This window comes from Streptomyces sp. RLA131 (genome assembly GCF_056270125.1).
This window is the reverse complement of record NZ_JBWDOQ010000002.1, coordinates 291,555-318,254: the sequence shown is the minus strand read 5'-3', so window position 1 is coordinate 318,254 and position 26,700 is coordinate 291,555. Positions and strand designations below refer to the sequence as shown.

The 26,700-nt window shown below is 70.0% G+C and carries 28 protein-coding genes; 15 read left to right on the top strand and 13 right to left on the bottom strand.

Going from position 1 to position 26,700, the window contains the following annotated elements; all coding sequences use genetic code 11:
• Window positions 1-71 precede the first annotated feature (71 nt).
• Window positions 72-1,337 (top strand): IS701 family transposase, encoded by a 1,266-nt coding sequence (locus RWE79_RS02095; protein ID WP_475938066.1) that lies wholly within the window; start codon window positions 72-74, stop codon window positions 1,335-1,337.
• 275 nt (window positions 1,338-1,612) lie between these two features.
• Here RWE79_RS02095 and RWE79_RS02090 read toward each other — a convergent pair whose 3' ends face one another.
• Window positions 1,613-2,743: a nuclear transport factor 2 family protein gene (locus RWE79_RS02090; protein ID WP_475938266.1), complete on the bottom strand. Its 1,131-nt coding sequence runs from the start codon at window positions 2,741-2,743 to the stop codon at window positions 1,613-1,615.
• 95 nt (window positions 2,744-2,838) lie between these two features.
• Here RWE79_RS02090 and RWE79_RS02085 point away from each other — a divergent pair, with 95 nt between their 5' ends.
• Window positions 2,839-3,846 carry a LysR family transcriptional regulator gene (locus RWE79_RS02085; RefSeq protein ID WP_475938265.1) on the top strand — a complete coding sequence of 336 codons (1,008 nt, stop codon included), beginning with the start codon at window positions 2,839-2,841 and terminating at the stop codon, window positions 3,844-3,846.
• A gap of 754 nt (window positions 3,847-4,600) precedes the next feature.
• On the opposite strand, the gene RWE79_RS02080 is transcribed toward RWE79_RS02085, so the two are convergent.
• From RWE79_RS02080 to RWE79_RS02070, 3 genes are all read right to left on the bottom strand, one after another.
• Window positions 4,601-6,100, bottom strand: coding sequence for an alpha/beta hydrolase domain-containing protein (locus RWE79_RS02080; RefSeq protein ID WP_475938264.1), 1,500 nt, complete (start codon window positions 6,098-6,100; stop codon window positions 4,601-4,603).
• A 13-nt stretch (window positions 6,101-6,113) separates the two neighbouring features.
• Window positions 6,114-7,736 carry a GMC oxidoreductase gene (locus RWE79_RS02075; protein WP_475938263.1) on the bottom strand — a complete coding sequence of 541 codons (1,623 nt, stop codon included), beginning with the start codon at window positions 7,734-7,736 and terminating at the stop codon, window positions 6,114-6,116.
• A gap of 134 nt (window positions 7,737-7,870) precedes the next feature.
• Window positions 7,871-8,641 carry an SDR family NAD(P)-dependent oxidoreductase gene (locus RWE79_RS02070; protein ID WP_475938262.1) on the bottom strand — a complete coding sequence of 257 codons (771 nt, stop codon included), beginning with the start codon at window positions 8,639-8,641 and terminating at the stop codon, window positions 7,871-7,873.
• Window positions 8,642-8,762: 121 nt separating this feature from the next.
• Here RWE79_RS02070 and RWE79_RS02065 point away from each other — a divergent pair, with 121 nt between their 5' ends.
• From RWE79_RS02065 to RWE79_RS02055, 3 genes are all read left to right on the top strand, one after another.
• A complete protein-coding gene (locus RWE79_RS02065; RefSeq protein ID WP_475938261.1) occupies window positions 8,763-9,437 on the top strand; it encodes a TetR/AcrR family transcriptional regulator in 675 nt (224 codons plus the stop codon).
• A gap of 348 nt (window positions 9,438-9,785) precedes the next feature.
• Window positions 9,786-11,087 (top strand): MFS transporter, encoded by a 1,302-nt coding sequence (locus RWE79_RS02060; protein WP_475938260.1) that lies wholly within the window; start codon window positions 9,786-9,788, stop codon window positions 11,085-11,087.
• Between the two features lie 115 nt (window positions 11,088-11,202).
• A complete protein-coding gene (locus RWE79_RS02055; RefSeq protein ID WP_475938259.1) occupies window positions 11,203-11,385 on the top strand; it encodes a hypothetical protein in 183 nt (60 codons plus the stop codon).
• 173 nt (window positions 11,386-11,558) lie between these two features.
• Here RWE79_RS02055 and RWE79_RS02050 read toward each other — a convergent pair whose 3' ends face one another.
• Both RWE79_RS02050 and RWE79_RS02045 read right to left on the bottom strand, forming a co-directional pair.
• Window positions 11,559-11,810 carry a hypothetical protein gene (locus RWE79_RS02050; protein WP_475938258.1) on the bottom strand — a complete coding sequence of 84 codons (252 nt, stop codon included), beginning with the start codon at window positions 11,808-11,810 and terminating at the stop codon, window positions 11,559-11,561.
• Between the two features lie 9 nt (window positions 11,811-11,819).
• Window positions 11,820-12,119, bottom strand: coding sequence for a hypothetical protein (locus tag RWE79_RS02045; RefSeq protein ID WP_475938257.1), 300 nt, complete (start codon window positions 12,117-12,119; stop codon window positions 11,820-11,822).
• A 284-nt stretch (window positions 12,120-12,403) separates the two neighbouring features.
• Between RWE79_RS02045 and RWE79_RS02040 the strand changes: the two genes are divergently transcribed.
• Window positions 12,404-12,721 carry a Ku family protein gene (locus tag RWE79_RS02040; protein WP_475938256.1) on the top strand — a complete coding sequence of 106 codons (318 nt, stop codon included), beginning with the start codon at window positions 12,404-12,406 and terminating at the stop codon, window positions 12,719-12,721.
• Window positions 12,722-12,784: 63 nt separating this feature from the next.
• Window positions 12,785-13,096, top strand: coding sequence for a hypothetical protein (locus RWE79_RS02035; protein ID WP_475938255.1), 312 nt, complete (start codon window positions 12,785-12,787; stop codon window positions 13,094-13,096).
• On the opposite strand, the gene RWE79_RS02030 is transcribed toward RWE79_RS02035, so the two are convergent.
• The 4 genes from RWE79_RS02030 to RWE79_RS02015 form a co-directional block, all read right to left on the bottom strand.
• Window positions 13,093-13,302, bottom strand: coding sequence for a DUF6011 domain-containing protein (locus RWE79_RS02030; RefSeq protein ID WP_475938254.1), 210 nt, complete (start codon window positions 13,300-13,302; stop codon window positions 13,093-13,095). The two genes, RWE79_RS02035 and RWE79_RS02030, sit on opposite strands and share 4 nt — an antisense overlap.
• Complete coding sequence (locus tag RWE79_RS02025; RefSeq protein ID WP_475938253.1) at window positions 13,292-13,453, bottom strand: hypothetical protein; 162 nt, start codon at window positions 13,451-13,453, stop codon at window positions 13,292-13,294. Before RWE79_RS02025 ends, RWE79_RS02030 begins: the two co-directional genes overlap by 11 nt.
• Window positions 13,454-13,803: 350 nt before the next feature.
• Complete coding sequence (locus RWE79_RS02020) at window positions 13,804-14,238, bottom strand: hypothetical protein (RefSeq protein WP_475938252.1); 435 nt, start codon at window positions 14,236-14,238, stop codon at window positions 13,804-13,806.
• Between the two features lie 378 nt (window positions 14,239-14,616).
• The gene (locus RWE79_RS02015) at window positions 14,617-15,690 is read right to left on the bottom strand and encodes an alkene reductase (protein WP_475938251.1); all 1,074 of its coding nucleotides are present in this window, start codon (window positions 15,688-15,690) and stop codon (window positions 14,617-14,619) included.
• 116 nt (window positions 15,691-15,806) lie between these two features.
• Between RWE79_RS02015 and RWE79_RS02010 the strand changes: the two genes are divergently transcribed.
• The 5 genes from RWE79_RS02010 (at window position 15,807) to RWE79_RS01990 (ending at window position 21,158) form a co-directional block, all read left to right on the top strand.
• Complete coding sequence (locus RWE79_RS02010; RefSeq protein WP_475945549.1) at window positions 15,807-16,238, top strand: MerR family transcriptional regulator; 432 nt, start codon at window positions 15,807-15,809, stop codon at window positions 16,236-16,238.
• A 44-nt stretch (window positions 16,239-16,282) separates the two neighbouring features.
• Entirely contained in the window at window positions 16,283-17,035 is a 753-nt protein-coding gene (locus RWE79_RS02005; RefSeq protein WP_475938250.1) for a DUF6585 family protein, read from the top strand.
• A gap of 380 nt (window positions 17,036-17,415) precedes the next feature.
• Window positions 17,416-19,155, top strand: coding sequence for a WD40 repeat domain-containing protein (locus tag RWE79_RS02000; RefSeq protein WP_475938249.1), 1,740 nt, complete (start codon window positions 17,416-17,418; stop codon window positions 19,153-19,155).
• A 632-nt stretch (window positions 19,156-19,787) separates the two neighbouring features.
• Complete coding sequence (locus RWE79_RS01995; protein WP_475938248.1) at window positions 19,788-20,507, top strand: helix-turn-helix domain-containing protein; 720 nt, start codon at window positions 19,788-19,790, stop codon at window positions 20,505-20,507.
• Between the two features lie 96 nt (window positions 20,508-20,603).
• Entirely contained in the window at window positions 20,604-21,158 is a 555-nt protein-coding gene (locus RWE79_RS01990; RefSeq protein ID WP_475938247.1) for a dihydrofolate reductase family protein, read from the top strand.
• A 363-nt stretch (window positions 21,159-21,521) separates the two neighbouring features.
• Here the strand turns inward: RWE79_RS01990 and RWE79_RS01985 are convergent, their stop codons facing one another.
• Entirely contained in the window at window positions 21,522-22,517 is a 996-nt protein-coding gene (locus RWE79_RS01985) for an LLM class flavin-dependent oxidoreductase (protein ID WP_475938246.1), read from the bottom strand.
• A gap of 184 nt (window positions 22,518-22,701) precedes the next feature.
• On the bottom strand, window positions 22,702-23,262 hold the full coding sequence (locus RWE79_RS01980) for an NADPH-dependent FMN reductase (protein ID WP_475938245.1): 561 nt from the start codon (window positions 23,260-23,262) through the stop codon (window positions 22,702-22,704).
• Window positions 23,263-23,347: 85 nt separating this feature from the next.
• On the opposite strand from RWE79_RS01980, the gene RWE79_RS01975 reads away from it, so the two are divergent.
• The gene (locus tag RWE79_RS01975; RefSeq protein ID WP_475938244.1) at window positions 23,348-23,809 is read left to right on the top strand and encodes a MarR family winged helix-turn-helix transcriptional regulator; all 462 of its coding nucleotides are present in this window, start codon (window positions 23,348-23,350) and stop codon (window positions 23,807-23,809) included.
• Between the two features lie 362 nt (window positions 23,810-24,171).
• Here RWE79_RS01975 and RWE79_RS01970 read toward each other — a convergent pair whose 3' ends face one another.
• A complete protein-coding gene (locus RWE79_RS01970) occupies window positions 24,172-24,915 on the bottom strand; it encodes an SDR family oxidoreductase (protein WP_475938243.1) in 744 nt (247 codons plus the stop codon).
• 209 nt (window positions 24,916-25,124) lie between these two features.
• On the opposite strand from RWE79_RS01970, the gene RWE79_RS01965 reads away from it, so the two are divergent.
• Window positions 25,125-25,994, top strand: coding sequence for a helix-turn-helix transcriptional regulator (locus RWE79_RS01965; protein WP_475938242.1), 870 nt, complete (start codon window positions 25,125-25,127; stop codon window positions 25,992-25,994).
• 290 nt (window positions 25,995-26,284) lie between these two features.
• Window positions 26,285-26,632, top strand: a complete 348-nt coding sequence (locus RWE79_RS01960) for a PadR family transcriptional regulator (RefSeq protein WP_475938241.1) — start codon at window positions 26,285-26,287, stop codon at window positions 26,630-26,632.
• The last annotated feature ends 68 nt before the right edge of the window (window positions 26,633-26,700 follow it).

The following is a 26,700-nucleotide window of genomic DNA, read 5'->3' as shown; positions in this document are numbered from 1 at the left end:
CCCTAGTAGGGCTTGGTCAGGTTGGTTGTGGTGGTGCGTGTCCTGTGGGTCGGGTGTGGCGTTGAGTGTGTGTGACTCCGGACGAGATTGCTGTGGTGCGTGGTGAGTTGGAGGCGTTCGCGGCGGGGGTGTTCGAGCCGTTTGCGCGCAAGGATCAGCGTCGGTGGGGGCAGGTCTATCTGCGGGGGCTGCTGACCGATGGGCAGCGTAAGTCGGTCGAGCCGATGGCCGCCCGGCTCGGGGAGGACGGCAATCGTCAGGCACTGGCCAACTTCATCACCACCAGCCCCTGGGACCCGGCGCACATCCGGGCCCGGCTGGCCTGGCGGATGGAGGAGGCGATCGGTCCGGAGGCCCTGGTCTTCGACGACACCGGGTTCTTGAAGGATGGGACGGCCTCGGCATGCGTGTCGCGGCAGTACACCGGCACCGCGGGCAAGGTCACCAACTGCCAGGTCGGCGTCTCGCTCCACCTCGCCTCCGACCACGCTTCGGCGGCGGTCAACTGGCGGCTGTTCCTGCCCCAGACCTGGGACCCTGCCTCACCGAAGGCCGATGCGGACAAGGTCGCCCGACGTGCCGCCTGCGGCATCCCGGACGATATCGGGCATGTGGAGAAGTGGCAGCTGGCCCTGGACATGCTCGACGAGATCCGCTCCTGGGGGATCGAGGTGCCGCTGGCCATCGCGGACGCCGGATACGGCGACGCCGCCGCGTTCCGGCACGGACTGCAGGCCCGCGGCCTGAACTACGTCGTGGGAATCTCCAGCACGCTGTCGGCTCAGCCCGCCGGCGCGGTGCCGGTGGCCGAGCCGTATGCGGGGACCGGACGCCCGCCGGTGGCGAAGTATCCCGACAAGCCGCAGTCGGTGAAGGAGCTGGTCACCGCGGCGGGCCGGAAGGCGGCCCGGCCGGTGCAGTGGCGGGAGGGCTCCCGGCCCGGCACCGGCCGCTCGGGCCGCAGGCGGATGTACTCGCGCTTCGTGGCCCTGCGCATCCGGCCCGCCGGACGCGAGGTCCGCCAGAACGTCGACGGCCCGGAACTGCCCGTGTGCTGGCTGCTGGCCGAATGGCCTGCCGGCGAGAGCGAGCCGGTGCAGTTCTGGCTGTCCGACCTGCCCTCCGGCATGCCGTTGACCACGCTGGTCCGGCTCGCCAAACTCCGCTGGCGCATCGAGCACGACTACCGGGAGATGAAGCAGGCCCTGGGACTCGCCCACTTCGAGGGCCGAACCTGGAACGGCTGGCACCACCACGTCACCCTCGTCTCCGTCGCGCACGCCTTCTGCACCCTGCAACGACTGGCCCGGGCCCCAAAAGACACGGCGCCGGCCTGAGCCTCTACCAAGTCGTCCGCGAGCTACAGACACTCCTCGCCCTCTGGACCGGCGCCTGCCCGACCTGTCACCGCGACATACCAACGTCCATATCAACCTGACCAGGCACTACTAGTACTCCAGCAAGCGAACGGATCCTCCGCGTGCTCGACTCCCGGGTGTTCACGGGTGGGATCGACCAGCGCCTTCGTGCGAGCCCTGCGGCGCACGCTCCGCGAGATCCAGTACCGCAGGCGACAAGGCCGACGGCTGCCTCACCAAAACCTCCCGCCCTCTCAGGAGCGCCGGTGATAAGCCTTGTTGGCGATGCGCCAACTGTTCTCGACACGGACCAGCAGGAAGATGTCGGTGAACGTGTCCGGTCCGTGCCGGAGCGTCATGGTTGCGGTCGCGACGGTGCCGTGGACGTCGATAGCGTCGATGAGGCGGGAGCGGGTCGGTTCGTCCGGAGCCGGCCGGCCGTGGAAGAGAGCGCAGTACTCGTCCAGGGGCCACGAGACGAATGTGCCGTCCCGGATTCCCTCGATGTGGGCGGTGGGCAGGAACGCGTCGCGGAAGTGGGTGGGGTCGCCGGTGGCGTGTCCGCGGATGTAGGCGCGGAGCGGTTCGAGCACGGCGTCCTCCACGGCAGGGGCCGTGGCGGCAACGGCGATGTCGGCCTCAGGGGCGGCAGGGGAGTCGGCCAGGTTGGCTGCGCTGCGCAGGGGGATGTTCGACGCGTCGGCCAGCAGAGTCATGTCCTTGGCCAGTGCGCCGATCGTGAATTCGGCCGTGACAGCGGCCGACCGGCCGGCGAGGAAGGGGCGTTTGCGGGCCACGAGCCCGCCGAGCCGGCCGAGTTCGAGGACGTCAAGCACCTGGGCACGGGGCAGGCCGAGGGCGTCGGCTTGCCGCAGTGAGTCGCGCAGCGCGAGGACGGCGCCGGCGAGGCTGTTGTTGGCGATCAGTCTGAGCGCGGCGGCCGTTGAGGCGTCCTCGACGCGCCGCACCGTGCCCAGCGTCTCCAGAGCCGGCCGGGCTCGATCGAGCGCGTCCTGGTCGGCGGCGGCAGCCGGCACGGAGCCGAGTACGGGCGCGTGGACGTAGGACGGGCCGAGTTGCCGGGCCAGCTTCGACGCTTCGGCGGGGGCGACGGTGCTGGTGTTCAGCACGATCGTGTCCGCTCGCAGCGAGTCCCGGACGGCGTCGAGGACCTGTTGGCAGGCCGGGCCGTCGAACAGCGCCAGGAGCACGAGGCCGGCCCTCGCCACGGCGTCGTTCGGATCACCGGTCGTCTCGACGGCGCCTGACGGGTGTCCGGAGCGTGTCCAGCCGACGACGTCCCAGCCGTGCGCGGCGAGTCGTGTCGCGAGGGTGTCGCCCATGCGTCCCAGGCCGAGGACGGCGATCGTGTGCGGTGTGGTCATGCGTGCCACCGTGGTCCACCGCGATGGCTGCGACAAGCGCAGATCTTGCAGAGCATCCCTGCGGTGACCGCATATCGGCTGGTCATACTGGTTCCATGGAACTGACGGTGTGGCGGACCTTCGTGACCGTGTGCCGGCTCGGGTCGCTGTCGGCGGCGGCCGCCGAGCTCAATCACACGCAGTCGGCCGTCTCCCGGCAGATCGCCGGGCTGGAGCGGCAGCTCGGCGTGCCTCTGGTGGAGCGCCATGCGCGCGGTGTGCGTCCGACGCCTGCCGGCGAGGTGTTCCGGCGCCACGCCCTGGCCACGCTCAATGAGGCCGACCGCGCCGTTCGCGCCGCGCGAGACGTTCGTGACGGGGCGTTCGATCGGCCGCTGGCGGTCGGTGCGACACCCTCTCTGGCCGCAGGGATCGTCCCCCAAGCCATCCGGAGCCTGCTGGAGCGAGCCGGATCCATCCGGTGGAGCCTGCTGCCCGGCCTGAGCGAACAATTGCACAACCGAGTGATCTCCGGCGATCTCGACATCGCTGTCGTCACCGACGCACCACCGGGGCTGCCCCATGACCCGCGGATCGACCGACGGTTCCTCGGACTGGACGACATGGTCGTCGTACTGCCCGTCGACCATCCGCAGGCCGGGCGCGGCCCGGTACGCATTCAGACGCTGGCCGACCAGACATGGGTCGAGGACAACGACGGCTCGGCGGCACTCCTGCGCCGGCACGCCGCCCGCGCCGGAGTCAGCGCCCGCATCGGCCTCACCGCGGCCGATCTGCTCGGCAAGCTGGCCCTGGTGGCAACCGGTCACGCCATCGCGCTGATACCCGGGGTGCTGACGTGCGCGCTGCGGACCGACGTCACCACAGTAGGCCTCGTCGACCCCCCGACCCGCGGCATCTACACGATCACACCACGTCGCGACCCCCATCCCTCCGCAGCGCCCCTGCTCGGCCAACTCGCCACAGCCTTCGCCTCGGTCCGTCCGGCCCGAGCCGCTCACCAGCCGACCGAGACGGTCGCCCACGCCGCTGCGCCGGCACTTCACGACGGCATCACGGAAACGCCCCACGACAAGCCCTGCCGCCCGGAAGAGTCCAGTTAACCTCGCCCTCCGGTGGCACGTGACGGCGAGCAGAACCCGCCCGGTCCTTGACGCACACGGCGTATGCCGCCGGCCGGAATCTCATCCCCGCACCTCCGACCGGGCCCTGTCCCGACGTCCGGGATCCGCGCATCGTCAGGGCCATCCTGCCGATCACGAGACCGGTTCATGGGGCATCGATGGAAGGTCCTGAACAGCGGGGCCCCGGGGGAGTGGCGCTGTCGATACCCGCGTTCGAACATCGTTTCCCGTCGTCGTGCAGGACGGCATGCGGTGGGAGAAGCCCCTTGTCTCGCATGCCGCCGCTCTGGACGCTGTCAGGAAGGCGGCGGCCGCCAACGGGGCGTGATGCATCACGTACGTCCAACCGACATACGTAGACGATCAACGGACAGCTGCCATCTTGCGGCAGGACGACAAGGAAGCTCCAAGAGCGGCTTTCGACACGGGCCAGGCCGCGCCGAATCGGGCGAACTCCCGCGCGGTTGCGAAGGACCAGCTGTCATCGGGTTCGTGGATCACGCGCACGAGCGTAGCCCTCGGTCCTACCTGACCCCGAGCACAAGATCAGGTCCGGCACTGTCCATTCCCTGTCGTCTCCCGTGAGAGCCCCGGAGCAAGGCCGTCACGGAAGGCGATGCGGAGCCGGCGCGGGCGCCGCAGCCGGTGGCGACCCGATGGACGACGCTTCCCGCGCCGGGAGTTGGGACAGGACACCTCGCCCTGCCCACCGGGAAGCGTCGCCCGTTACGCGTCAGCCTCCGATGCCGGACTGGGCGGCCGCTCTGACCAGCTCAGCCGCGTCGGCCGGGCGGATGAACCCTGCGCCGACCCCCTGTGCGGTGGCGGCCGACCACTTCGTGACGAAGGTGGCGTGATGGGGATACAGGGCCGCCAGCTTCTCGGCGGGGAAGGGGGTGGTCGTGCCGAACAGGAAGCAGAATGACGCCCCGGTCTGCCCGAGGCCGGACAGGGTGGCGACCGGCGCGTCGACTGCCGGTGTGCGCAGGCCGCCGATGACGTTGCCGTGGGGGTCGAGGACGAAGGCGGGTGCGGAGCCCGAGGTGTCCACCTGGAGGCGGGACGCCCTGGCCGGGGGGATGCCGGTTGTCACCCAGCGGTTCAGCGCGAACGTGGCGGTGTCCAGGACGTAGTGTGCCTGGCCGGTGTTGATCGGCGAGGCACAGCCGGGCCGGGCCGGGGGAGTCAGCATGGCGTTCAGCCCCTGGAGGCCCGTGGTTCCGCTGCCGTCGTCGCTCATGCCGAGGCCGATGTAGGCATCGGCATGGGAGGTGCCGGCCACCTCCCACAGCCGGAGGCGGGAGGAGTCGGCCTGCCGGGCCGACAGGGAACCGAGCGCGATCACGTCGGTCTCGGTCTGCACGACGAGCACCGGTGCGTGCGGGTCCGTGCGGAAGCGGACGACCTGAGGAGTCGGCACGTCCTCCTGGGGGGCCTGCGACAGCGGTGCGCCGATGTCCCGCCGGCTGTGCACGAGGAAGCCGTCGTACACGGACACCAGGGGCTGGATCGCGTTGATGTAGGTGGTGAGGCGGAAAGCGGACTGCGACTCTCCGCTGGCTTCCACGGTGCGGGGACGCAGTCCGCCGAGGATCGTGACGGCGGAGTCCCGGACCGCCTGGCCGGCCTGGCTGAAGATGTCATAGGAGTAGCTGTCGCCGGGGTGGGACAGGTCGGCGTAACGGACCGGGTCCGCGGTCTCGGTGGCGGCCGCTCCGGTGGCCTGGGCGGAGACGCCCACCCAGGCGTAGCCCTCGCGGATCAGTTCGTTGTGGGTGTAGATCCACTCCGGGGCGGCATCCAGCCCGGCGCTGACGTTCAGCCATTCCACGACGACGGTGCCGTTGAAGCGGGCCGGATCGGCCGGCCGGTTCACGACGATCCGGGTGGTGTACGGCGCGCTGCTCGCCGGCGTCACCTGCCAGCGCCCGTCGGAGTCGAGCGGCTCCTCGGGCACGTAGGACGTGGCGCTCCCGGACAGGAAGTACTCGGACTGCGTGTATCCCACTGAGGCGAGGTCGAACGCTGTTCCCTGGAGCACGACGGCGCCGTTTCCGCCCGTCACCGGCCCGGTGACCGTCGGGCTCGCGGCTGCCCGGGCTGCCGGCTCGGAGCCCGTGCGGCCGGACTGTGCGGCGGCCGTGGAGGGGGCTGCGAGGAGCAGGGAGAAAAGCGCGGCTGCCGCCAAGAGCTGGCGGCGGACTCCGCGTCCCCACCGGAAGTTCAAAGGCATGAGATCTCCTGGGTCAGAAAACACGGCCGACGTCCTGGCGGACGATGGTCTGCATGCTGTGCTCGGCGAGGGCGGCGATCGTCATGGAGGGGTTGCAGGCGCCGGTGGAGCCGGGGATGCGGGAGCCGTCGAGGACGTAGAGGCCGCTGTGGCCGAGGATGCGGCCGGTGAGGTCGACGGCGTCGCCCATGGGGACGCCGCCGAGGGGGTGCCAGGTGGAGGGCTTGCCCGCGTTGGTGTCGATCATGAGGCCGCCGCCCGCTGCGGCGATGTCCCGCATGCGGGCCGCGATCAGCTGCTGCAGTGCGGCGTCGGCGTCGGCGGGCCAGGTGAGCACGGCGTCGTCCTTGTCCGCGTCGTAGGCCCAGGTGCCCGCGCCGGCGACGACGCCGAATCCGACCACGGTCAGGGCGGTGACTCCGGGGGTCCGGACGGGGGATCCGGCATGTACGACGGTGAGCGGGACGGGGCTGTCCGGGTCCTGGCCGCCGATACAGGCCGGTCCGCCCTGCTGGGTTCCGGCATCCCCGGCCGGGTTGATCCAGGCCCAGATCCGGTCACCGTTGTTGCCCCACTGCGTGCCGACGGCATCGGGCAGATCAGGGATGAGGCCCTTGGCGCGGGACTTGACCAGGAGCCGGGTCGTACCGGGGGAACCGGCGTTGAGGAAGACCGCGTCCGCGGTGATCCGGATCTGTTCCCGGACCGTGCCGGCCGTGTCGATGCGGTCGACGGACAGCACCCAGCGCCGGTCCGGGGTCAGGGAGAGGTCGCGGACGACGTGCAGCGGCGCCACCTCGACCAGGCCGGTGGACTCCGCCTGGGCGAGGTAGGTGACGTCGATGGAGTGCTTGCCGCCGTTGTTGACGCCGAAAGCGATGTCGCTGCTGGTGTAGGTCGCCTCGTACTGGCCGGTCAGCTCGCCGCGGGCGTAGCTCCAGTCGATGGGCAGGGGCACCTTGAACGGGGTCAGGCCCGCCCGGGCGGCGACGCCCTGGAAGAGGCGGGAGGACTTGTAGGGGTCGGAGGCCAGCAGGTCGTACGGGATGGTCGAGATGCCCAGCATCCGGGAGACCGTCGGGTAGGCCCACAGGTCCAGGTCGTCGTAGAGGTCCGCGGCCTGCGGTATGGAGGTGGCGAAGTTCGCCTTCGTCGGCTTCAGGGACATGCCGTGGTACATGATCGAGCCGCCGCCGACCGCGGCTCCGCACATCGCGGTCATCCCGTTGCCCTCGACGGCTTCGAGTACGCCGGTGTAGGGCGTCCAGGTCTTGTCGACGCCGCCGACGACAGCGTGGTCGGTCAGCCAGGCGGAACGGTTGTCCATGTTCGCGAAGCGGCAGAACGTGCTCGAGTTCGGGCCGGTCACCCAGCGCCGGCCGCGTTCCAGGACCAGGGCGGACACCCCGGCCCGGGCCAGCCTCAGCGCGGTGACGCCGCCGCCGAAACCGGTGCCCACCACCACGGCGCGTTCGCGCCGCTCCGTCACGGAGACCGCGGCGGAGGGCGTCGCGGCCCGGGCCCGGCCGGTGCCGGTCACGGACCCGCCCACGGCGGCCGCGCCGAGTGCGGCCGAGGTCAGCAGCCTGCGGCGGGTGAATGCGGGGGAGGAGAAGGAGGAGGAGTTGTCGGACATGGGACTCCCATCGGGAGGTGGGGATGAACCGGTAATGTCGCGAACATGTCAATTCCTGTGCTTGATGCCGACTCTGACGGTTGGAACCGGAGTCCGGGGCCCCGGCAGGGCCCCGGACGGCCGGGGCGGTGTCGTCAGACCGCCGACCATCCGTCGTCCACCGGCAGAATGACGCCGTTGACGCCGCCGGCCGCGTCGGACGCGAGGTAGACGATGGCGGCGGCCTGCTCCTCGGGCGCGGCGACGCGGCCCATGTTGACCATGTGCTTCATGAGGACGGACGGCCCGAGGGCCTCCCGGTCGATGCTGACGCCGGCGGTGATGCCGGTCGCCGTGCCACCGGGTGCGATGGCGTTCGCGCGGATGCCCCGGCCCCGGTACATCACCGCGAGGGACCGGGTGAGCCCGAGGATGCCGTGCTTGGAGACGGTGTACGCGGTGCCCGCCGCACTGCCGCGCAGGGACGCCTCGGAGGCGGTGTTGACGATGGCTCCGCCCCCGGCGGCGAGCATGTGCGGCAGGACCGCCCGGGTCAGCAGGAACGGCGCCGTCAGATTGATGCGCAGGACCCGCTCCCACTCGACGTCGGTGACGTCCGCCGCCGCGGTCATGCCGTCCATGATGCCCGCGTTGTTGACCAGGACGTCGATGCCGCCGAAGATGCCGACCGCGCTTGCCACGACCTCGTCGATCACCGCCTGGTCGCTCAGGTCTCCCGTGACGGCGAGTGCCGTTCCGCCCGCTGTCTCGATCTCGCTCACGACGCTCTTGGCCGCTTCGGCGTTCAGATCGGCGACGAGGACCTTCGAGCCCTCGGCGGCGAAGAGCAGCGCGGTGGCGCGGCCGATGCCGCTCGCGGCTCCGGTGACGATGACGCTCTTGCCGGACAGACCTGTGGTGCTCATGGGGCTTCCCTTGTGTGGGGGCTGATGGTGCGGCAACACCGTACTGCCTTATGTCGTAGTGCGCCATGTTGTCGCACTGCGACATGAATTATGATCACCGCATCGAGGCGAGGAGGGGCGGATGGCCGGGCGAGCCGGAGTGGGGCGACCACCGTTGACGCAACGGCGTCGTGAAGCCACGCGCATGGAGATCGCCGACGAAGCGGTCCGGCTCTTCGTCGAGCGGGGTGTGGCAGGTACCACCGCGGAGGACATCGCCGCCGCTGCCGGGATCTCCACGCGCACCTTGTGGCGCTACTTCCGCTCGAAGGAGGAGTGTGCGCGTCCCCGGCTCACGGCGGGGATCGACGTGCTGACCGAACGCCTGCGGGACTACTGGAGGGGCAGCCGTACGCTTGCCGGGGCGATCTCGGCCATCGACGATCCCGGCATTCCTGTCGCGCGGCACCTGGAAACCCTGCGCGGGCTCGTCCGCCTCAGCCGGGACGAGCCCGGACTGCGCGCTGTCTGGCTGGAAGCGCACTTCGACGCCGAAATCGTCCTCGCCGGCCTGATCGCCGAAGGCACCGGCCGCTCCGAGGACGACCTGGCCGTACGCCTGGAAGCGGGCATGATGAACACCGCGCTACGCGTCGCGGTCGAACACTGGGCCCTCCAACCCCATGAGCCGACCGGCCCGCCGCTCGGCGTGACCCTCGGCGAGGCCCTGCAGGCGATCACCCAGTTCCTCGACGCCGACGCTTCCTCCGCTCCCGGCCGGAAGCGGATGATCCACCTCCCGACCATGGATTCCTGACCCGATCCCTCGCCTGGCGGCGAACTCTCCGTACAAGCCCCCAGGGGCAGGCTTTGGGCCCTGTTGCCGACGTGGACCGGACGGTCACCGGTCGCAGGTGACTCACCGCACGGCGCAGGTCGGCTCCTGGTCCCGAGGTATCCGCCTCACCGGAGCCGGCCGGCCACGCTGAGCCGATCGCACCGGCCCCGCTGTGCCGCTCACTTGTGCTGCATGACCATTCCCCGCCGGCGCGAACTCACCGAAGAAGCCGCCACCCCTGGTGACGTTCTGAAGGGGTGCTCACGATTTCCACAGGCGCCGGAAATCCCCTGGGGTGTTGTCAGTGCCGGCCTTTAGCGTCGTCTCATGAGTTACCGCGACGTCGCCTCCAAACAGGTCCTGCTCTGGGCCTGCACCACCATCGGCGCCCGCATGCCCGTAGCCATGGCCCCGCTGGCCCTGGTCTTCCTGGTGCGCGAGCGGCCGGGCGGCTACTCGCTGGGGGCGATCCTGGCGGCGGCCTATGTCATCGGCGAGATTGTCGGCGCCCCCGTCCTCGGGATGCGCCTGCGCCCCGACCGTGCCCGCGCTCACCTGGCCGTCGGCCTCGCGGTCGGGGCCGCGGCCTTCGCGGGGCTCGGGGTGTTCCCCGACGGGCACTCGACGGTCCTCGCCGGGCTCGCGTTTCTCGCCGGTGCTGCCCCGGCCGCTGCCACCGGTGGCCTGCGCACGCTGCTCACCGTACTCGTCCCGGAGCGTGCGGCGGCGCAGGCGCTGTCCGTCGAATCGATACTGACGGCCGGCGTATGGACCGTTTCCCCGGCCGCGGTCGCCGGCCTGGCCCTCGGCGTCGCACCGCCCGTCCCGCTGCTCCTCGCCGCCGCCCTGATGGCGTCGTCGGTCGCGGGCCTGTGGCTGCTGCCGGCCGACTGGGGCGCGGACGACACGAGCGGGGAGGACCGGACGGGCGCGTCGCTGCTGCGACTGCTGACCGGCGCCTGGCCGGTGTACGTCATGGGCGCGGCCAGTCTGGCCCTGCTCGGTCTGGCCGAACTCGTGCTGCCGGCCATGCTCGAACAGCGCGGCGTCGGCGTCGGCTGGTCCGGTCCGCTGCTGACGGGGATGGCGGTGGGCGGGGGGCTCGGTGCCTTCGTCCACGGTCTTCGCTCCTGGCCGGGGCGGTTGCGCACCCGCAGCGTGGTGCTGATGTGTGGGACGTCGGTCTGCGTGGCCGTCGCCGCACTGATACCGGACACGGCCGGGATCGCCGTCGCACTGGTCGTGGGGGGCACGCTCCAGTCGTGCGCGATGCTCACCCGCAACCTGTCCCTGCGCGAGGCGCTTCCGCCGGGGGCTCTGGCCGCGGGTTACTCGGTGATGTACGCGGCGGCGGGGGCGGGTTACGCGGCGACGGGGTCGCTCGCCGGTGCCCTCCTCAAGGTGGTGGCGCCGTCCACGGCCATCCTGGCCGGAGTCGGCCTGGCCCTGGTGCTGACAGGGGTCGGCTGGTGGGGCGAGGTGCGCCGGGTCGGCCGTGCAGCGCCAGGAGCCGACACCGCCGTAACTCTCGGCTCCGCCGCTTCCCGTCCCGCCGCTTTCGATCCCGTCGCCCCCGGCCCGGAAGGTCCGGCGACAGGCGGTCGGGGTGACGCCGAGAGCCTGTTGTAGGTGCTGCCGCATCGACTGGGCCGTGCCGAACACCAGTAACCAGGCCTCATTTGCAACCGCTGGTTCCCGCGGTCGGTGATCCGGTGAGCATCATGTTTTCCAGCATGGTGGTGATGTGCGCGGTGAGTTGCACGGGAGTGGTGCCGAACCGGACGCGGCGGCCTTCGGCTGGACACCACGCCCGGCGACGGAGTCCGTCATCGCGGCAGGCGACACCCTCATCCGGTACGGCATCGTGCCGAACAAGGAGCCCGGCAGGATTCCCACGCGCACCCAGGCCCGCGGCGCAGCAGCCTGACACCGATGTTCCAGCAGACCTGACAAGACCGAAACCTCCGGATCTCGCCAGCAGTTCGAAGCGTTCCTCGCCCCGGGCCCGTGGTGGGCGCCGGGGGCTTCGTCGTTGCCGGCGCGGTTTCACGGCCGTCGGGCAGTGCCTCGGCGGCGTGTGGCGCTGCCCGCGTCAGCTGGTCAGCGGGGGGCTTGGATGATCCGCGCGGTCATGGTCTTGGTCTCGTCGTCGAGCTTGACGAGGCAGATGCCGTCGTTGCCCGCGAAGGTGAGGATGCGGGCGCCGGGGAACGCCTGGGGCAGGTCGGGCAGCAGGTGGGGGTCGACCGAGGCGGCGACGAGTGCTTGTTCGAGTGACGTTTTCGCCCAGGGCTGGAGTCGCTGGAAGTCCTCGGGGAAGCCCTCGGCGGTGAGGTCGACGCGGTATGCCACCCGGCAAGCTTATTGCCGGAGCGAGGGCATGAGAGCCCGAACCTCGTCATCGGAGAGCACGGCCGGGCGGTCGGCGTGGCCGGCTTCTTCGTCGCCGATGCGGCTGACCATGGCCATGATGGCGGGGCTGGCGAGGGCGCGGGCGCGGATGTCCCAGTCGGCGAGAGTTTTGGTGATGAGGTGCAGCGGGCTGCGTTCGATCTCTGCCTGGAACGCCTCACGGTGCCCCTCGGGGAGGGCGGAGCGCACGGTGCGGATGGTCGGCTCAGGGCGCGCGGGGTATCCGGCGTCCGCAGCTTGGGCGCTCATACTCATCCTCCGAGTGGATTCACCAGTCGTGATTTGCAGCCTAGCGTCTCTGATGTCAAGGCGATATCACTCCGCCTCTTTGCGCTGGTCACAGGTGTCTGGGCTCGGCTGGTTGCGTGGCTCCTGTCGACCTGACCTGCCGCGCGCGCTGTTCCGGCTTTCCGCAGGCTGGTGTCATGCGCCGCTACCCGTTCGAGGATCCGGCATCGCAGGGTGTGTGAGCGGGAGCAGCGGGAGGTACCGCCGGAGGATGTGCAACGCGGTCGGGGGCGACGGACGGGCGGATGGTGGTCCTGGGCGCCGCTGATCTGGATGCTCTGCCGCCGCCGACGAAGCGCACCATCGATGTCCTGGGGTTCGTGCCCGACGACGACGTGGATCCGATACTGGCCCGGCATGGCGCTGTGGGTGTCTGCGAGGTGGCGCTGCGGTCGCGGGTCACGTCCGCGGTGCCGGTGACGGACCGGGAGCCGCGGCTCGCCGAGGTGCTGATGGATGAGCCGGCCGCCGTCGACCTGGCTGAGCTGCGCGACGACCACGCCGCGGCCCTGGAGCAGCCGGCGGCGTCGATTCTGGAAGCCAGTCAAACCGAGTCCGGTTGATCCTGGTATGTGTGATTTACCTCTGAGCGGGCAACCCGACAAAGAACCCGAAAGGAGCATTCCATGATCATCAAGAAGCTCCATCACATGGGCCTGCGCAGTGAGCACGCCTATCTCGCCGCTATGGTCTCCATCGGACTCTCCGTCGCCACCTGGGCCACCAGCCTCAAGGTCGAACCCGGCTCCCACGCAGACCTCGCACGCGCCGACCGGTGGGGCATCTACGTCGGCGAATGGGCGCCCACCTTCTTCGGTCTCGGACTCGCCCTTAGCCAGTTCGAACAGCAGGACGGCACCCTCGACTGGGACATGCGGCACCTCCAGGAAGCCGACAGTGACACCACCACGACGCCGGGATCCGTCTCCCCCGGTTAGAAACCCGGCAGCCCGTCCTGCTCGACCTCGAACCGCCCCACGCCCGGCGCACCGCTCAGTCCGAGCTTGCGCCGGCAGCGCGGCCCGAGGCCCCAGCGGCGGGACTCCGCGGCGGTCAGCGGCTCCTCGCACAGCGCGCAGACGACACGCGGACGCCCTTCGGGAGGGAGATCCCACAAGGGCGTCGCGTCGGGGTCAGTTGTCACGGTCTTCGTAGGTCTGCGGGCTGTCCGCTTTGAGTTCATCAAAGTGGGCCAGGAGCCGCGCGTCGGCTTCAGGCGAGAGAGGCCCAGGGCGGGTTGTAGCGCGGCGGCGGGTTTCGAGCGGGGGCACGTTGTCCTGCGGGTCGTCGCTCATGCGGGTCATCATGCCTGCCGGTCGTGGGTCTCCGGGGGACTCTGGCCACCAGCGGTCGCCGACGTCGCGGGTCTCCGGGGCTTCGCGCCGAAGAACGCGGGGCAGGGCCCACAACCGCGGCCGGGGCCTGCCCCGCCTGAGCCGACCGGTTCTGATCCGCCGGAGGCGTGGCTGCCCTGTGACGGCGGAGGTTGAGCGTGTGCCGCCGAAGTTTGAGTGGGGGCGGCCCTGTCTGCCTCACCGGAACCGCGACTGCGGGGTGGTGGGGCCGTCGCGCATTACTGCCGGGCTGGGACGCGAAGGCCCCAAGGTCAGCCGATTCCCCTCTGCGGGTGGCGGCCTGGTGCGGGTCAGGCAAGATCGAGGCTGCCGAGGTCCAGGGTCAGCCGGTTTCCCCAGTCGTTGGTGAAGATGGCAGTCGCTCCTTCGTAGTGCACCCTCACGAACGGGTTGGAGTAGAACATGACGGCGACCCACCGCAAGGAGCGGTCGGCGTCGAGACGGGCGAAGTAGCCGATGTTGCCCATCCCGCTGCCGCCGCCGGACATCCATCCCGATCCGTCAGGCAACGGGCTCTCGAAGCAGGTGTCCACCTCGGTGGTGCCGTCCTCCTCAATAGCCCGGGCTACGTCGAGCGGCTCGCCGAGGCGGAAGGAAATCGGCTGCCCAGCGTCCGGGTGGTAGGCCCCGGGGCCGTCCACGTGCACCTTCAGGCCGGTGTCGTTCGGCCTGTACAGCCCGTCACGGAACGGCATCTCCCTGGCCGTCCACAACTGCTCGATCATTCAACCCACCCCGCCGACCGAACAGTTCTGGACCCACAATCAGGAGCCTGTCGATGCCCCTCGACGGGGCGGGGAACAGCCTGCACCGGGTCACCTCTCGCCGCCTGGCGACGCGCAAGCTGCCGCGCCACTCAACCTCCGGTGGCACGAACCTACTGGTCACCAATCTTCGGTGACAACGATCAGGGTTCGATGGCTCAGGACAGTGACCACCCCCAGCGATGACCGGGCGCGGGTGTCCTGTGTCTATCGATCTGGTCCTTGCCTTGGACGAACCACGCCCGTGCATACAGGGCCGGGGCAGCTGGCGGAGGTGCTCGTGAGCGAGGCTGAGCACCACCGCCCGCGCGGGTTCAGCTCCTTCTCCGCAGTTCGGGGTCAAGCCGCGTACTGGTGGGCGGAGTAGGTCAGGTAGCCCGCATCACCGCCCTGGTAGTACGTGGCTTCGTCGACGGGGGCGATCGGGAGTCCGCCGCGCAGCCGCTCGACCAGGTCGGGGTTGGCGATGAACGCACGGCCGAAACTGATCAGGTCGGCACCCAGCGCGAGCCAGTGGTCGGCGTCGTCCCGGCCGGTCTGCTTGGGCCCCATCGGAAGCACGGGGTTGATGACGAGGGCGCCCGGCCACGCCCGGCGCAGGGTGAGGAGCACCTCTTCGTCGGCGGTGGCTTCGAGGTGCACGTATGCCACTTCGAGGCGGGCCAGTTCGGTCAGCAGGGCGGTGTACAGCTCGCGGACCTCGGTCTCCTCGACTCCCCAGAAGGTTCCGCCCGGTGAGAGCCGGATGCCGGTCCTGGCCCCGCCGACGGCCTCGACGGTGGCGGTGGCGGCCTCGACGGCGAACCTGATCCGGTTGGCGATCGGGCCTCCGTAGCGGTCCGTGCGCAGGTTGGCGTTGGACGAGAGGAACTGCGAGATCAGGTAGCCGTTGGCGCCGTGCAGTTCCACGCCGTCGAAGCCCGCCTCGATGGCGCGGCGGGCGGCATGGGCGTACGCCTGGGCGTGCTCGGGCACTTCGGCGGTGTCCAGGGCGCGTGGCCGCGGGGCGGCCTGGGGCCCGGTCGGGGTGAACACGTCGCCGACGGCGGGGACCGCCGAGGGCCCGACCGGCTGCATGCCGGTGGTGTCGGGATGCGAGACCCGGCCGCCGTGCATGAGCTGGGCGAAGATCCGTCCGCCGTTGGTGTGGACGGCCGCGGTCGCGGGCCGCCATGCGGCGACCTGCTCGTCGGTGTGCAGCCCCGGCGTACCCGGGTTGGACTGTCCGATCGCGCTCGGCTGCACGCCCTCGCTGACGATCAATCCGGCCGTGGCCCGCTGGGCGTAGTAGGTCGCCATCGACGGCGTCGCCAGACCGCCGACGGCAGCCCGGACCCGGGTCATCGGGGCCATGACCACTCGGTTGGGCAAAGTCAGGCCGCCGAGCCGGTAACTGGTGAAAAGGGTCGTCATCAAGGACTCCTTCGCGGTCCGCAGCGCCCGGACGTCGGGCACGGCAGCTAAGCTAAGACCTCACACTGACGTCAGAGGCAAGCTGTTGTGACGTGGGACATAGCCGGGAGGACTTCGTGCGGATCGGGGAGCTCGCGTCACAGGCCGGAGTCAGCGTCCGGTCCGTGCGCTACTACGAGGAGCAGGGGTTGCTCACCAGCACCCGCAGCGCCAGCGGGCAGCGGCACTACACGGACGGCGAGGTCGAGCGGGTCGCGTTCATCCAGCGGCTGTACGCCGCGGGCCTGTCCAGTCGCACCATCGCCGAGCTGCTGCCCTGCGTCGACGCGCCCAGCGAGGCCAACTCCGTCTCCGCGCTGGAGCGGATGGCGCTGGAGCGCGACCGGCTCTCCACGCACATCGCCGACCTCGTGCGGACCAGGGACGCACTCGACGGGCTGATGGCCACGGCCCGGGCGCACCGGGAACAGCTGGGGACTGCCGCGGTTGCGGGCCCACCGGGCGAGGTGCGTGGCGGCGCGCGGAAGATACCTGACCGATCCACATAGATCCATGGTTGACACGCGTGGACGCGGCTCGGAGGCTCGACCTCATGACTCCACTCGCCCCCGCGTCGCCCGAGGTCGCCGATCTGGCCGCCCGCCATCGGCTCGGGGCGCTCCAGGACGTGGTCGCGCCGAAGCGCCTCCGTCGGACGGTGTTCGCCGCCCATGTCTTCAACTGCCTCATGCTCATGCCGTTCTTCCTGGTCCCCGGGGTGCTGTACTACTGGTTCTGGATGCGCCGCTTCCCCGACTTCAGCCGGAAGCGGGCCGCCCAGCGGCTGCACCTGTTCGAGGAGGGGCTGGTCGTGGACCCGCCGTCCGGCGGCGAGCCGGTCGCCCTGCGCTGGGACTCCCTGCGCCTCCAGCAGGAGATCACCCAGCCGATCATCAACGGCCGCCCCGCGCCTACCAGATACGTCTACACGGCAAGCGCCCCCGGCCAGGGGTCGGTGCGGATCACGGAGTTCTATGAGGATCCCGACGCCTGGGGTCCCCGGATGCAGGACGCGGTGATGCGCGCCCAAGGAGCGTCCGTGCTGGAGACGCTCCGGGAGGGCGGCACAGTCCCGTTCGGAGCGCTCTCGCTCTCCCGCACGGCCGTGTCCGCCCCCGGGAAGGGCAGCCTGCCGTGGCCCAAGGTCCGGGAGGTCAGTGCCTCGGGCGGCCTGGTCCGCATCATGAACACCGGCTCCTCGGGCGACCCCGTCCGCTGGTCCCACCACCTGGCCAAGGACATCACGAACCTGTCCCTGTTCCTGGCGCTCGCCCACAGCCTGCGCGAGCAGTCCGCCGTTGACTAGACACTCCCGGGGCGGGTGGCGGACGTGCGTAGAACTACGCATCTTCGACGCTGGTGTTCGCCCGGATGAGGCGTGCGGCCGGGTCGGTGTGGGTCGGGCCGGATACTGTGCCGGTCATGTCTGACGCTCTTCATGACGGCGGTCCACGAGAACTGACCCAGGTGTGGGAAAGGCCGGCGGAGCGGGTGCGGCCTTCGTCGACGCTGCGCGGATTCAGGGGCGGTCTGTGTGCGGCGGTCGCCGTGCCCGTCGGGGAGGATCGCGTCCTGCTGGCCACGTCAGGCGATGACGAAGAAGGCACCGTGCGGTTGTGGGACCCGGTGACCGGTGAACAGGTTGGTGGCCCCCTGCGGCAGAACTCGAAGCACGGTGGGCGTGTCATGGCGATGGTGGCCCTGCCGTTCGCCGGCGGGCATACCCGGCTTGCCACGGCGCACCACGACGAGGACGACGACGGGCATGTGGTGTACCTGTGGGACACGGTCACCGGCGAGCAGGTCGGTGGGCCGCTGCCGGGCCCGGAATCCGCGTCGAATCTGGCCGCCGTACCCATGCCGGACGGGCGGAACCTGCTGGCCGTCGCCCCCTGCGAAGACGAGGAGGTGTGGCTGTGGAACGCGGCCACGGCCGAGCGGGTCATCGGTCCGCTGCGCGCCCCGGCGGGTGTGGACGGCCCGGGCGCGCTGACCGCGGTGACGCCCGCTGACGGCCGCACACTGCTGGCCACGGCCCATGGTCACGGGGAAGGCGCCGTGGTGTGCCTGTGGGACCCGGCGACGGGCACGCTGGTTCAGAAACTGCTGTGCCCCCAGGAGGACGAGGGCTGGCCGAGCGGGCTGACGGCCGTGCCGCTGCCCGACGGAGGCATCCTGCTGGCCTTGTCCCGCGACTACGACGATCACGAGACGGTACGGCTGTGGGACGTGGCGACCGGTGCGCCGGTCGGCCGGCCCATCACCGGTCCCGGTCTGCACCCCGTCCCCATGACCGACGGGACGACGCTGCTGTCGATCGGGGCGGGACTGTGGGACCCGGTATCCGGGCGCCGCATCGGTGACTCGGGGACGAACCGTGTCCCCGCCGCAGTGGCAGCCGTTCCGTTGCCGGACGGCCCCACGCTGCTCGTGGGACAAGTGGCCGGTGGTGCGGTGTGGTTGTGGGACCCCGCCGCAGTTGAGGACCCCACCGCGGTGGGGCCACCGACCGAGCCGGAGGACGCCGGCTGGAAGGGCCTTGTGGCACCTGTGACGGTCCCCGACAGGCGAACGCTGCTCGCCACCCGCAGCGACACCGAGGTCTGGCTGTGGGACCTACGCACCGGCGAAGCCGCCGGGCGGCTTCACACCGGCGATACGGATGTCATCACGGCGATGGCGGCCGCGCCCCTGCAGGACGGGCGCACCGTTCTCGTCACCGGACACATGAGCGGCGCCCTCCAGTCATGGGATCTGGCGACGGGCGGGCTGGTTGGTTCGTTGCCGTCCGGCCGCACCGGCGTGATCCTCACCATGGTGCCGATCACGACGCCCGACGGACGGGTACTCGTAGCCACCGGTAGTCACTCGGGCATCATCCGTCTTCGCGACCCCGAGACCTGCGAAATCGCGAGTGATGTTTTCAACCGGCCCGACCGGCCACCGCTCGTACTGGCCTGCGTTCCGATGCCGGACGGACTCACTCTCCTGGCAAGCAGCGAAGCCACCCCCGCCCGGGGTGGCACGAAGGCGGTCCGGCTGTGGGACCCGGGCACGGGCCTACCGGTCGCCGCCCCCTTCGAAAACCACCGGCACGTAAGGCACATCGCGGCGATACCCTTGGCGGACGACCGCACGCTCCTGGCAGTTCAGGACTTCGACGGCTCGATCCGCGTCTGGGATGCCGGCAGCCGCCAACTCGTGGGCGAACTCACCGGCGGCCCGATGGCCGCGGTCGTCCCGTCCGGCGGGCACCCGGTACTGGCCGTCGCCAGGCGGGGCGCGATCGAGCTGTGGGATCCCCTGACCTGCCAATGGGTGGGCTCCCATCTCCTGGAGCGACCGATCGCGGCTCTGGCCGGTGTCGGGTCGTATCTGGTCGTCGGATGCACCGACGGACTTGCCGTCGTCAACGTCAGTGTCTGAACCTCGGGGACCTGCGATTCCTCGCCTGGCGTGGAGAGTTGACCGGGACCCGGGGGTGACGCGCACCCCGCACAACTGTCCCGGCCACCAGCTCCGCAGGCCCGGACCGGCGGCCGGGCCGTGGTCCGACACGCACGATGTGGCCACGTACACCGCCCGTAGGCCGCCGCGTTGTTCCCCGGATCCCGCGCCACCGGCCTGCGCCTGAAGCCCGGCCGGGTCGCCGGGCGCTCGCCCTCTCGGCCGCCACCCACTGTGCAACGTGAAGTTGCTGGTCACGGGTCTGGTGTGCGCGGGGTCCGGGGTGCTCGGGCTGGTCGCGGGCGGATGACTTCGGCGAAGATCCTCGGTCACCGGGAGACTTCGCGGTTCGTCAGGACCAGCCCGCGATCTCCGAGGAGCAGAGCTTCGCGACAGCCGCCTTCTTCTTGAACGGCTCGCCCGCGAGCAGCCGCGACTGGGCCCGATGGGGCCGGGCTTCCACGCGCGCCCTGCGGGCATCGGGCACTGGGCACTGGGCACGTTCAGGCCGAGCCGCGGCGATCCTCCCCGGGCATCTCGCACGCGCTCTGGCCGTCCGGACGACGTGACACACTGGCGGCTCGGGCAGCGGTGAACGGGGGGCGATCCGATTGGGCCTGGAGATCGAGAGCCGGCCGTCGGAGCTGCCGTACATCGAGCGGGTGTGGCGCAGCCGCAGTGACGACGTGGGTCGGATGACGTCGATCGCGACGTCGCACTGGGAGCTCGTCTTCTGGGAGCACGACGGCCAGGTGCAGGCCGCCGTACTGGGTCCGGAGCCCAATGCCTGCCCGGCCCCCGTCCCCAAGGACGCCACCTTCTTCGGCATCAGCTTCGCCCTCGGCACCTCAATGCCGCACGTACCGATCAGCCGGCTCGTGGGCGGTATCGCGGAGATCCCAGACGTGACGCGGCGATCCGTCTGGCTGAAGGGCTCCGCCTGGCACGTGCCCGACTACGACAACGCGGAGGCGTTCGTACGGCGCATGGTGCGCGAGGGCATCGTGGACCGCGACCCGATCGTGCCCGCGGTACTCGACGGCGCCACCCCCGATGTCTCCGAACGCACCCTCCAGCGGCGCTTCGTCGCGGCGACGGGCCTCACCCGTGGCGCCATCCGGCAGATCCACCGTGCCCGCCAGGCGGCGGTACTGATCCAGGAGGGTGCGCCGGCCCAGGACGTCGTGTACCGGCTGGGCTACTTCGACCAGCCGCACCTGGCGCGGTCCTTGACCCGGTACATCGGCCGGACCGCCACTCAGCTGAGCGTTCCGGACAGGGCGAAGCCGCTGTCGCTTCTGTACAAGCCCTCCTCCTCGGTGCCCGCATAGTCTTCCTGACGTAGCCGACGGGGTCGGCTCGTCCCGGCCAGAGAGCTGTCCCGACCGGGACCGGGCAGACGACCCCGAACTCATCACGGAGGAATCATGCGCAAGGTCGTTTCGGGTCTGTTTGTCTCGCTCGATGGTGTCGTCCAGTCGCCGAACGAGTGGCAGTTCGCTTTCGACGAGGAGATGGGCGCGGCGCTGGGGGAGACGCTGGAGACGGCCGACACGATTCTGCTCGGCCGTGTGACGTACACCGAGTGGGCCGGGTACTGGCCGACGGTGACCAGCGGGGAGGACGCCGGCTTCGCCAAGTGGATCAACGACTCGCCCAAGTACGTCGTCTCCTCCACGCTGGACGGTGTCGAGGACTGGGCGAACAGCACGCTCGTCAACGGCGATCCGGCGGCCGCGATCGAGGAGCTCAAGGCGGGCGAGGGCAAGGACATCACCGTCGCGGGCAGCCCGACGCTGGTGCGTTCGCTGCTGGAGCAGGATTTGCTGGACGAACTGGTGCTGCTGATCCACCCGGTGGTGGCCGGCGAGGGCCGCAAGAAGCTGTTCGCCGACGACGCCGCCCTGAAGAAGTTGCAGTTGGTGAGCGCCCGGCCGACCAGCAGCGGAGTGATCATCGCGACCTACCGTCCGACGCGCTGAGCGCTGCTCGGCGCGGTTCTGACCGCGCTTGCGTGACGACTGGGCCAGCAGCAGACTGCGCACTGCGTCGCCGGGCTGAGGCATCACGGAGGAGCGGAGCCAAGTTTCGGCTGGCTGGTCCGAAACCGCCGGCTGGTCCGCGATTACGAACGGCTGACCGCGCTGCGAGACCATGATCAAGGTGGCGATGATCCGCCTGATGCCCGTCCGGCTCGCCGGGCAGCCATCGCGGTGGAGCCATGAATCCCACCGCAGGACCGCCCGACCCGACCCGAGACCGTCGAGGACCTCATCGCAGCGTGATCAACCGGCCACCCGGCAGTCTCTACGTCGGCAACGGCAATCGGCTTGAGGGCGAACACCTCACGAGGTCATCAGTTCCCGCACACGGGGGGCCACCTTCGTACCGAAGAGCTCGATGGTGGTCATGAGCGTCTCGTGCGGCAGACCCTTCATCCCGTACTTGAGGTCGAAGCGGCTGGCGTCGAGCTCCGTGAGGGTGGTGGCGATCTTCTGCGCCACGGTCTCGGGTGATCCGACGAACAGCGCGCCGCCCGGACCGACATCGTTCATGAACTGCTCGAATGTCGGCGCGCGGAATCCCCGCTGCCGGGCCACCATGCGGATGGTCTTCTCGTAGTACGGCCAGAACTCCTTCACCGCCTGATCGTCGGTCGCGGCCACATGCCCCGGACTGTGCACGCCGATCGGCTGGTCGGGCCGGCCGAACTTCTCCAGCGCCTGGCGGAAGAGCTGCGCGAAGGGGCCGAACCGCGCCGTCGGACCGCCGATGATCGCGAGCATCAGCGGAAATCCGTAGCGTGCGGCACGGACGGCGGACTGGGGATTGCCCCCGACGCCGATCCAGGTGGGGATCGCCCCGGATTCGCTGTGCGGGTAGACGGGCTGGTCCGTCAGGGCCGGCCGGGTACTGCCGGACCAGGAGACGGGCTTCTCCTTGCGCAGTTCGGCGAAGAGGCCGACCTTCTCCTCGAAGAGAGTGTCGTAGTCGCCGAGGTCGTAGCCGAACAGAGGGAAGGACTCCGTGCTCGATCCTCTGCCGAGAATCACCTCCGCACGGCCGTCGGACACGGCGTCGAGTGTCGCGTATCGCTGGTAGACCCGAACGGGATCGTCCGAGCTGATGACGGTGACACCGGATCCGAGGCGTATGCGCGAGGTGCGCGACGCGATCGCCGCGAGCACCACGTCCGCCGCCGAGAGCGGCATCCAGTCGATGTGGTGCTCACCGATGGCGAAGTGGTCGACTCCGGCCTCATCGGCGAGGACACCCTCCGCCACCAGGTTGCGGATCGTCTCGCCGTGCGACAGCGGCCGGCCCTGGGCGTCGTCGGTCACGTCACCGAACGTGTCCAGTCCAAGAGTGATGGGGTGCCCACCCGCGGGGGAGGCAACACGTTCTGACATCGACGGAACTCTCATTTCCCATAACGGTCGAAGGGGCGGCCCAGGCGCCGTGCCCCGTATCGGCGTCGGATGCCGGTACGGGGCACTGCCCGGCGGCGCCCCGTGATTCCTCGCTTCAGCTGGCGCGCAGCGGAGCGAGCGCGTTGCTCCAGGCGACGACCTGGTCGAGGGTGGAGGTGACGGCGTCGCGCTGACTGTCGGCGGGCTTGAAGACGCTGAAGTTCTCGAAGTCGGTGAACAGGGAGAGCGCCACCTGGGAGCGGACGTCCGCCATCTGCAGTTCACCGGCGATCAGGCGCAGGTGCTCCACGGCACGGGTGCCGCCGGTGGAGCCGTAGCTGACGAAGCCGACGGACTTGTTGGCCCACTCGGCGGCCAGGAAGTCGATGGCGTTCTTCAGCGCGCCGGGCACCGAGTGGTTGTACTCGGGGGTCACGATGACGAAGCCGTCGAACGAGGCGATCTTCGCGGCCCACTCCCGCGTGTGCGGCTGGCTGTACTGCCCCATCGCCGGCGGGTAGGCCTCATCCAGGAGCGGCAGCTTGTAGTCCAGCAGGTCGACGAGCTCGTACTGCGCGTCGGTCCGGTGCGTGGCCAGCTCGTGCACCCAGTGAGCGACGGCCTCGCCGTTACGTCCGGGGCGCGTGCTGCCGAGGATGATGCCAATCCTTGTCATGTTTTGAACCTTTGCTTGTATTTGTGCTTGCTGAGTCAAGTAAATGGATGGGTGCTTGTCGTGTCAAGCAGATAGGATGTGAGGCATGCCCTACGACGAACAGCCCCTGCGCCCCTTGGACCGGACCGAGGAACTGCTTGTGCGCGCCATGGGACACGTCATGACGGCGCTGCCGCGACTGGTGGACGCGGACATGGTCGGCGACGGAGCGCTGCCCCTTTCCGAGTACACCCCCCTCATGTTCCTGTCCGAGGCGCCCCACGGCCGGATGCGCATGAGCGAGCTCGCCGCTGCCTGCAACCTCTCGCTCAGCGGAATGACCCGAGTCGTCAAGCGCCTCGAAAGGCAGGGACTCGTCCAACGAGCCCAGTGTCAGGAAGATCTGCGTGGCTGGAACGCCGTCCTCACGGACGACGGCCTCGCCCGCCTCCAGCAGGCCTGGCCCGCCCACCTGGCCAGCATCCGACGGCACGTCCTCGACAACCTCGCAGGTCACGACCTCGCCGCACTCGCCGCCGCACTCGAACGCGTGGCGATCGCACCCTGACCGTACGAACAGACGCTCCTGGTCGTTCGGCAGCGCGGCGACGTCTGATCCCCTCGCGTGCACCTGTCCCCGCCGGAGCGCTGGATGCCCGCCGTCAACCGCACGAGCCCGGGGGTCGCTGAGCGAAGGGAACGTGCGGGTCCGGCGGACGGTGGCCGTCGCGGTCATCGCCCTGGAGATCGCGCCGCCGGCAGCACTGCCGGCGCCGCCGATCCGGCCGTACGCCATCGCAACCGGCGTCGCGTTGCACGCCGGATTCTGCTGCCAAGCCCCGTCAGCTCTGCCGCACCGTCGGCGGGAACATCATCCAGACCGGCACCGGACTCCTGCCGGCTCGCCGGCACCAGGGCCCAGACGATGGGTCAGTGGCCGCTGAGCATGGCCAGGACGTTGTCGTAGGTGCCGTTGGCCTGGGCATGGCGCAGGAACTTGACGTTCTCGACGAGGATTTCCCTGGCGTCGGGCTGCGTGCGCAGGAGGGTCATGACTTCGGAGAGGAAGTCCTCCAGCGGCATGGCCCGCGCGCTCTCCTGCTGCCCCATCAAGGCGGTCCGCACGGCCGGCGGGACCAGTTCGATGACCTTGACGGAAGTGCCGGCGAGCTGGACGCGCAGGCTCTCGCTGAAGGAGTGGACCGCGGCTTTGGTGGCGTTGTAGGTCGGGGTGATCGGCAGCGGTACGAACGCCAGCCCGGAGCTGACGTTGATGATGACCGCGTCGTCCTTGGCTGACAGGTGGGGCAGGAAGGCGTTGACCATCCGGATCGGGCCGAGCAGGTTGGTGGTGACGGTGTCCTCGGCGACGCGCAGGGAGTCGGCGTCGAGGAGGTATTCCGGCAGCATGATGCCCGCGTTGTTGACCAGGGCGTTCACCTCCGGATAGGTGCTGGTCACCGTCTCGCGGGCGCGGGCGATCGAGGTGGGGTCGGTGACGTCGAGGACGATCGTCTCGATGCCTGAGTGGTCGGTGGTGATCTGGTCGAGCAGGTCCTTGCGCCGCCCGGCGACGATCACCTTGTTGCCGGCCTGAACGAAGCGCAGGGCCAGACCGAGCCCGATGCCCGAGGTGCCGCCTGTGATCAGAATCGTGTTGCCAGTGGTCTTCAAGGGATGTTCTCTCCTTCGTTGCGGGAGCCGGTGCGCCCCGCACCACCTACCTTGCGGGCGTCTGTGGCCGGGCGGGAGAGGAGCGCTTGTCCAGGGACCGGCGATCCCTGCCCGAGCCCCGCCGGCGGCTGACCCGGCCTGCGAAGGGGGCTGAGCCGCGGATCGGCGGTCCCTGGATGAATGGGCAGGCAGCAGCCACCATGGAGGGCATGGACAGAGAAGGACTGGCGGATTTCCTGCGCCGGCGGCGTGAGACGCTGCAGCCCGGCGATATCGGACTGATCGACGGCCCACGCAGGCGCACCCGGGGACTGCGCCGCGAAGAGGTCGCCGCACTCGCCGGCATGTCCACCGACTACTACGCCCGACTGGAACAGCGGCGCGGCCCGCAGCCCTCAGAGCAGATCGCAGCTTCCCTGGCCCGCGCCCTGCGCCTGACCCTGGACGAACGCGACCACCTCTTCCGCCTCATCGGGCACAGTGCCCCGGCCCGTTTCCTTCGCTCCGAGCACGTCAGCCCGGCTCTGATGCGGGTCCTGGACCGCCTCGACGACACCCCGGCCCTGGTGCTGTCCGATCTCGCCGACGTCCTGGTGCAGAACCCGCTCGCGATCGCACTGCTCGGCGACCAGACCCGCCACACCGGTCTGGGACGCAGCGCCTACTACCGCTGGTTCACCGACCCGGCCGAGCGGACTCGCTACCCGGAAGAGGACCACCCGAGGCAGAGCCGAATTCAGGCAGCCGCGCTGCGCGCCGCGCTGACCGCCGACAGCAGCAACCCCAGAGCCGCGCAGATCGTCGCCGAACTACGCGAACGCAGCCCCGAATTCGTCCGCGTGTGGGATCGGCACGAGGTCGCCAAGCGGTTCGAGGACCACAAAACCCTCGTTCACCCCGAGCTGGGCCGTATCGACATCGACTGCCAGGTCCTGTTCACCGACAACCGAGCACAGACCCTTCTGGTGATGACCACGCGTCCCGGCACGGAGAGCCACGGGAAACTCCAACTGCTCTCGGTCATAGGACACCAGCAGTTCACCACTGACCCGCCGCGCACGCGGCATACGTCCACTTGACGCGCCAGCCGTCCTGGAGAAGCCAGAGGGTTTTTTCATAGATGTTCGCTCGTGAAACACGGCGACGGTCGCCGATCATGCTGCGGATTTTCATGTGTCATGAGTTGTTGCAAACGCTTGGACGTCTGAAACGCCCTCACAGTCAGCGCTCGTGACCGACGACTTCAGGCGCGTGGAATCGCACGCGCGTCCGATGTCCACCTGCGCCGTCCCGGTCGGCTCGCCCTGCCGCACCGGCACCCAATTCCGGCATCTAGACATGCCATATACAGGCTATGTAGAGTACGGGTATGGGTACACCGAGGATGACCCTGCAGACCCAACTGGTCCTGCGGGCACTACTGGAGGAACCCGCCAAGGAACGCTACGGCCTTGAGCTGTGCGACCTGGCGGGACTGCCGTCGGGCACGATCTACCCGATCCTCGCCCGACTCGAAGGCGTCGGCTGGGTGGAAAGCGCCTGGGAGGACCCGGCGGTCCACGAGAAGGCCGGGCGGCCGCGCCGCCGCTTCTACCGGATCACCATCGACGGGGCCGAACAGGCCCGGGACGCCCTGGCCCGCGCCTACCGTTCCGGCAGGCGGCCGGTGCCGGGCTGGGTCGCCGCCCAGCCCGGCACCGGCGGGGGACAGCCATGAAACGCCCGCGGCGGTCAGGCGCAGGACCGGGCACCCAGCCCGAAGCTGCCGCGGAGTTGGCGTTCGGG

Coding starts and splice junctions, on each gene's coding strand:
- RWE79_RS02090 (WP_475938266.1), bottom strand. CDS start 2,743: ATGACCACACCGCACACGATCGCCGTCCTCGGCCTGGGACGCATGGGC.
- RWE79_RS02085 (WP_475938265.1), top strand. CDS start 2,839: ATGGAACTGACGGTGTGGCGGACCTTCGTGACCGTGTGCCGGCTCGGG.
- RWE79_RS02080 (WP_475938264.1), bottom strand. CDS start 6,100: ATGCCTTTGAACTTCCGGTGGGGACGCGGAGTCCGCCGCCAGCTCTTG.
- RWE79_RS02075 (WP_475938263.1), bottom strand. CDS start 7,736: ATGTCCGACAACTCCTCCTCCTTCTCCTCCCCCGCATTCACCCGCCGC.
- RWE79_RS02070 (WP_475938262.1), bottom strand. CDS start 8,641: ATGAGCACCACAGGTCTGTCCGGCAAGAGCGTCATCGTCACCGGAGCC.
- RWE79_RS02065 (WP_475938261.1), top strand. CDS start 8,763: ATGGCCGGGCGAGCCGGAGTGGGGCGACCACCGTTGACGCAACGGCGT.
- RWE79_RS02060 (WP_475938260.1), top strand. CDS start 9,786: ATGAGTTACCGCGACGTCGCCTCCAAACAGGTCCTGCTCTGGGCCTGC.
- RWE79_RS02045 (WP_475938257.1), bottom strand. CDS start 12,119: ATGAGCGCCCAAGCTGCGGACGCCGGATACCCCGCGCGCCCTGAGCCG.
- RWE79_RS02040 (WP_475938256.1), top strand. CDS start 12,404: ATGGTGGTCCTGGGCGCCGCTGATCTGGATGCTCTGCCGCCGCCGACG.
- RWE79_RS02035 (WP_475938255.1), top strand. CDS start 12,785: ATGATCATCAAGAAGCTCCATCACATGGGCCTGCGCAGTGAGCACGCC.
- RWE79_RS02025 (WP_475938253.1), bottom strand. CDS start 13,453: ATGAGCGACGACCCGCAGGACAACGTGCCCCCGCTCGAAACCCGCCGC.
- RWE79_RS02020 (WP_475938252.1), bottom strand. CDS start 14,238: ATGATCGAGCAGTTGTGGACGGCCAGGGAGATGCCGTTCCGTGACGGG.
- RWE79_RS02015 (WP_475938251.1), bottom strand. CDS start 15,690: ATGACGACCCTTTTCACCAGTTACCGGCTCGGCGGCCTGACTTTGCCC.
- RWE79_RS02005 (WP_475938250.1), top strand. CDS start 16,283: ATGACTCCACTCGCCCCCGCGTCGCCCGAGGTCGCCGATCTGGCCGCC.
- RWE79_RS02000 (WP_475938249.1), top strand. CDS start 17,416: ATGGCGATGGTGGCCCTGCCGTTCGCCGGCGGGCATACCCGGCTTGCC.
- RWE79_RS01990 (WP_475938247.1), top strand. CDS start 20,604: ATGCGCAAGGTCGTTTCGGGTCTGTTTGTCTCGCTCGATGGTGTCGTC.
- RWE79_RS01980 (WP_475938245.1), bottom strand. CDS start 23,262: ATGACAAGGATTGGCATCATCCTCGGCAGCACGCGCCCCGGACGTAAC.
- RWE79_RS01975 (WP_475938244.1), top strand. CDS start 23,348: ATGCCCTACGACGAACAGCCCCTGCGCCCCTTGGACCGGACCGAGGAA.
- RWE79_RS01965 (WP_475938242.1), top strand. CDS start 25,125: ATGGACAGAGAAGGACTGGCGGATTTCCTGCGCCGGCGGCGTGAGACG.
- RWE79_RS01960 (WP_475938241.1), top strand. CDS start 26,285: ATGGGTACACCGAGGATGACCCTGCAGACCCAACTGGTCCTGCGGGCA.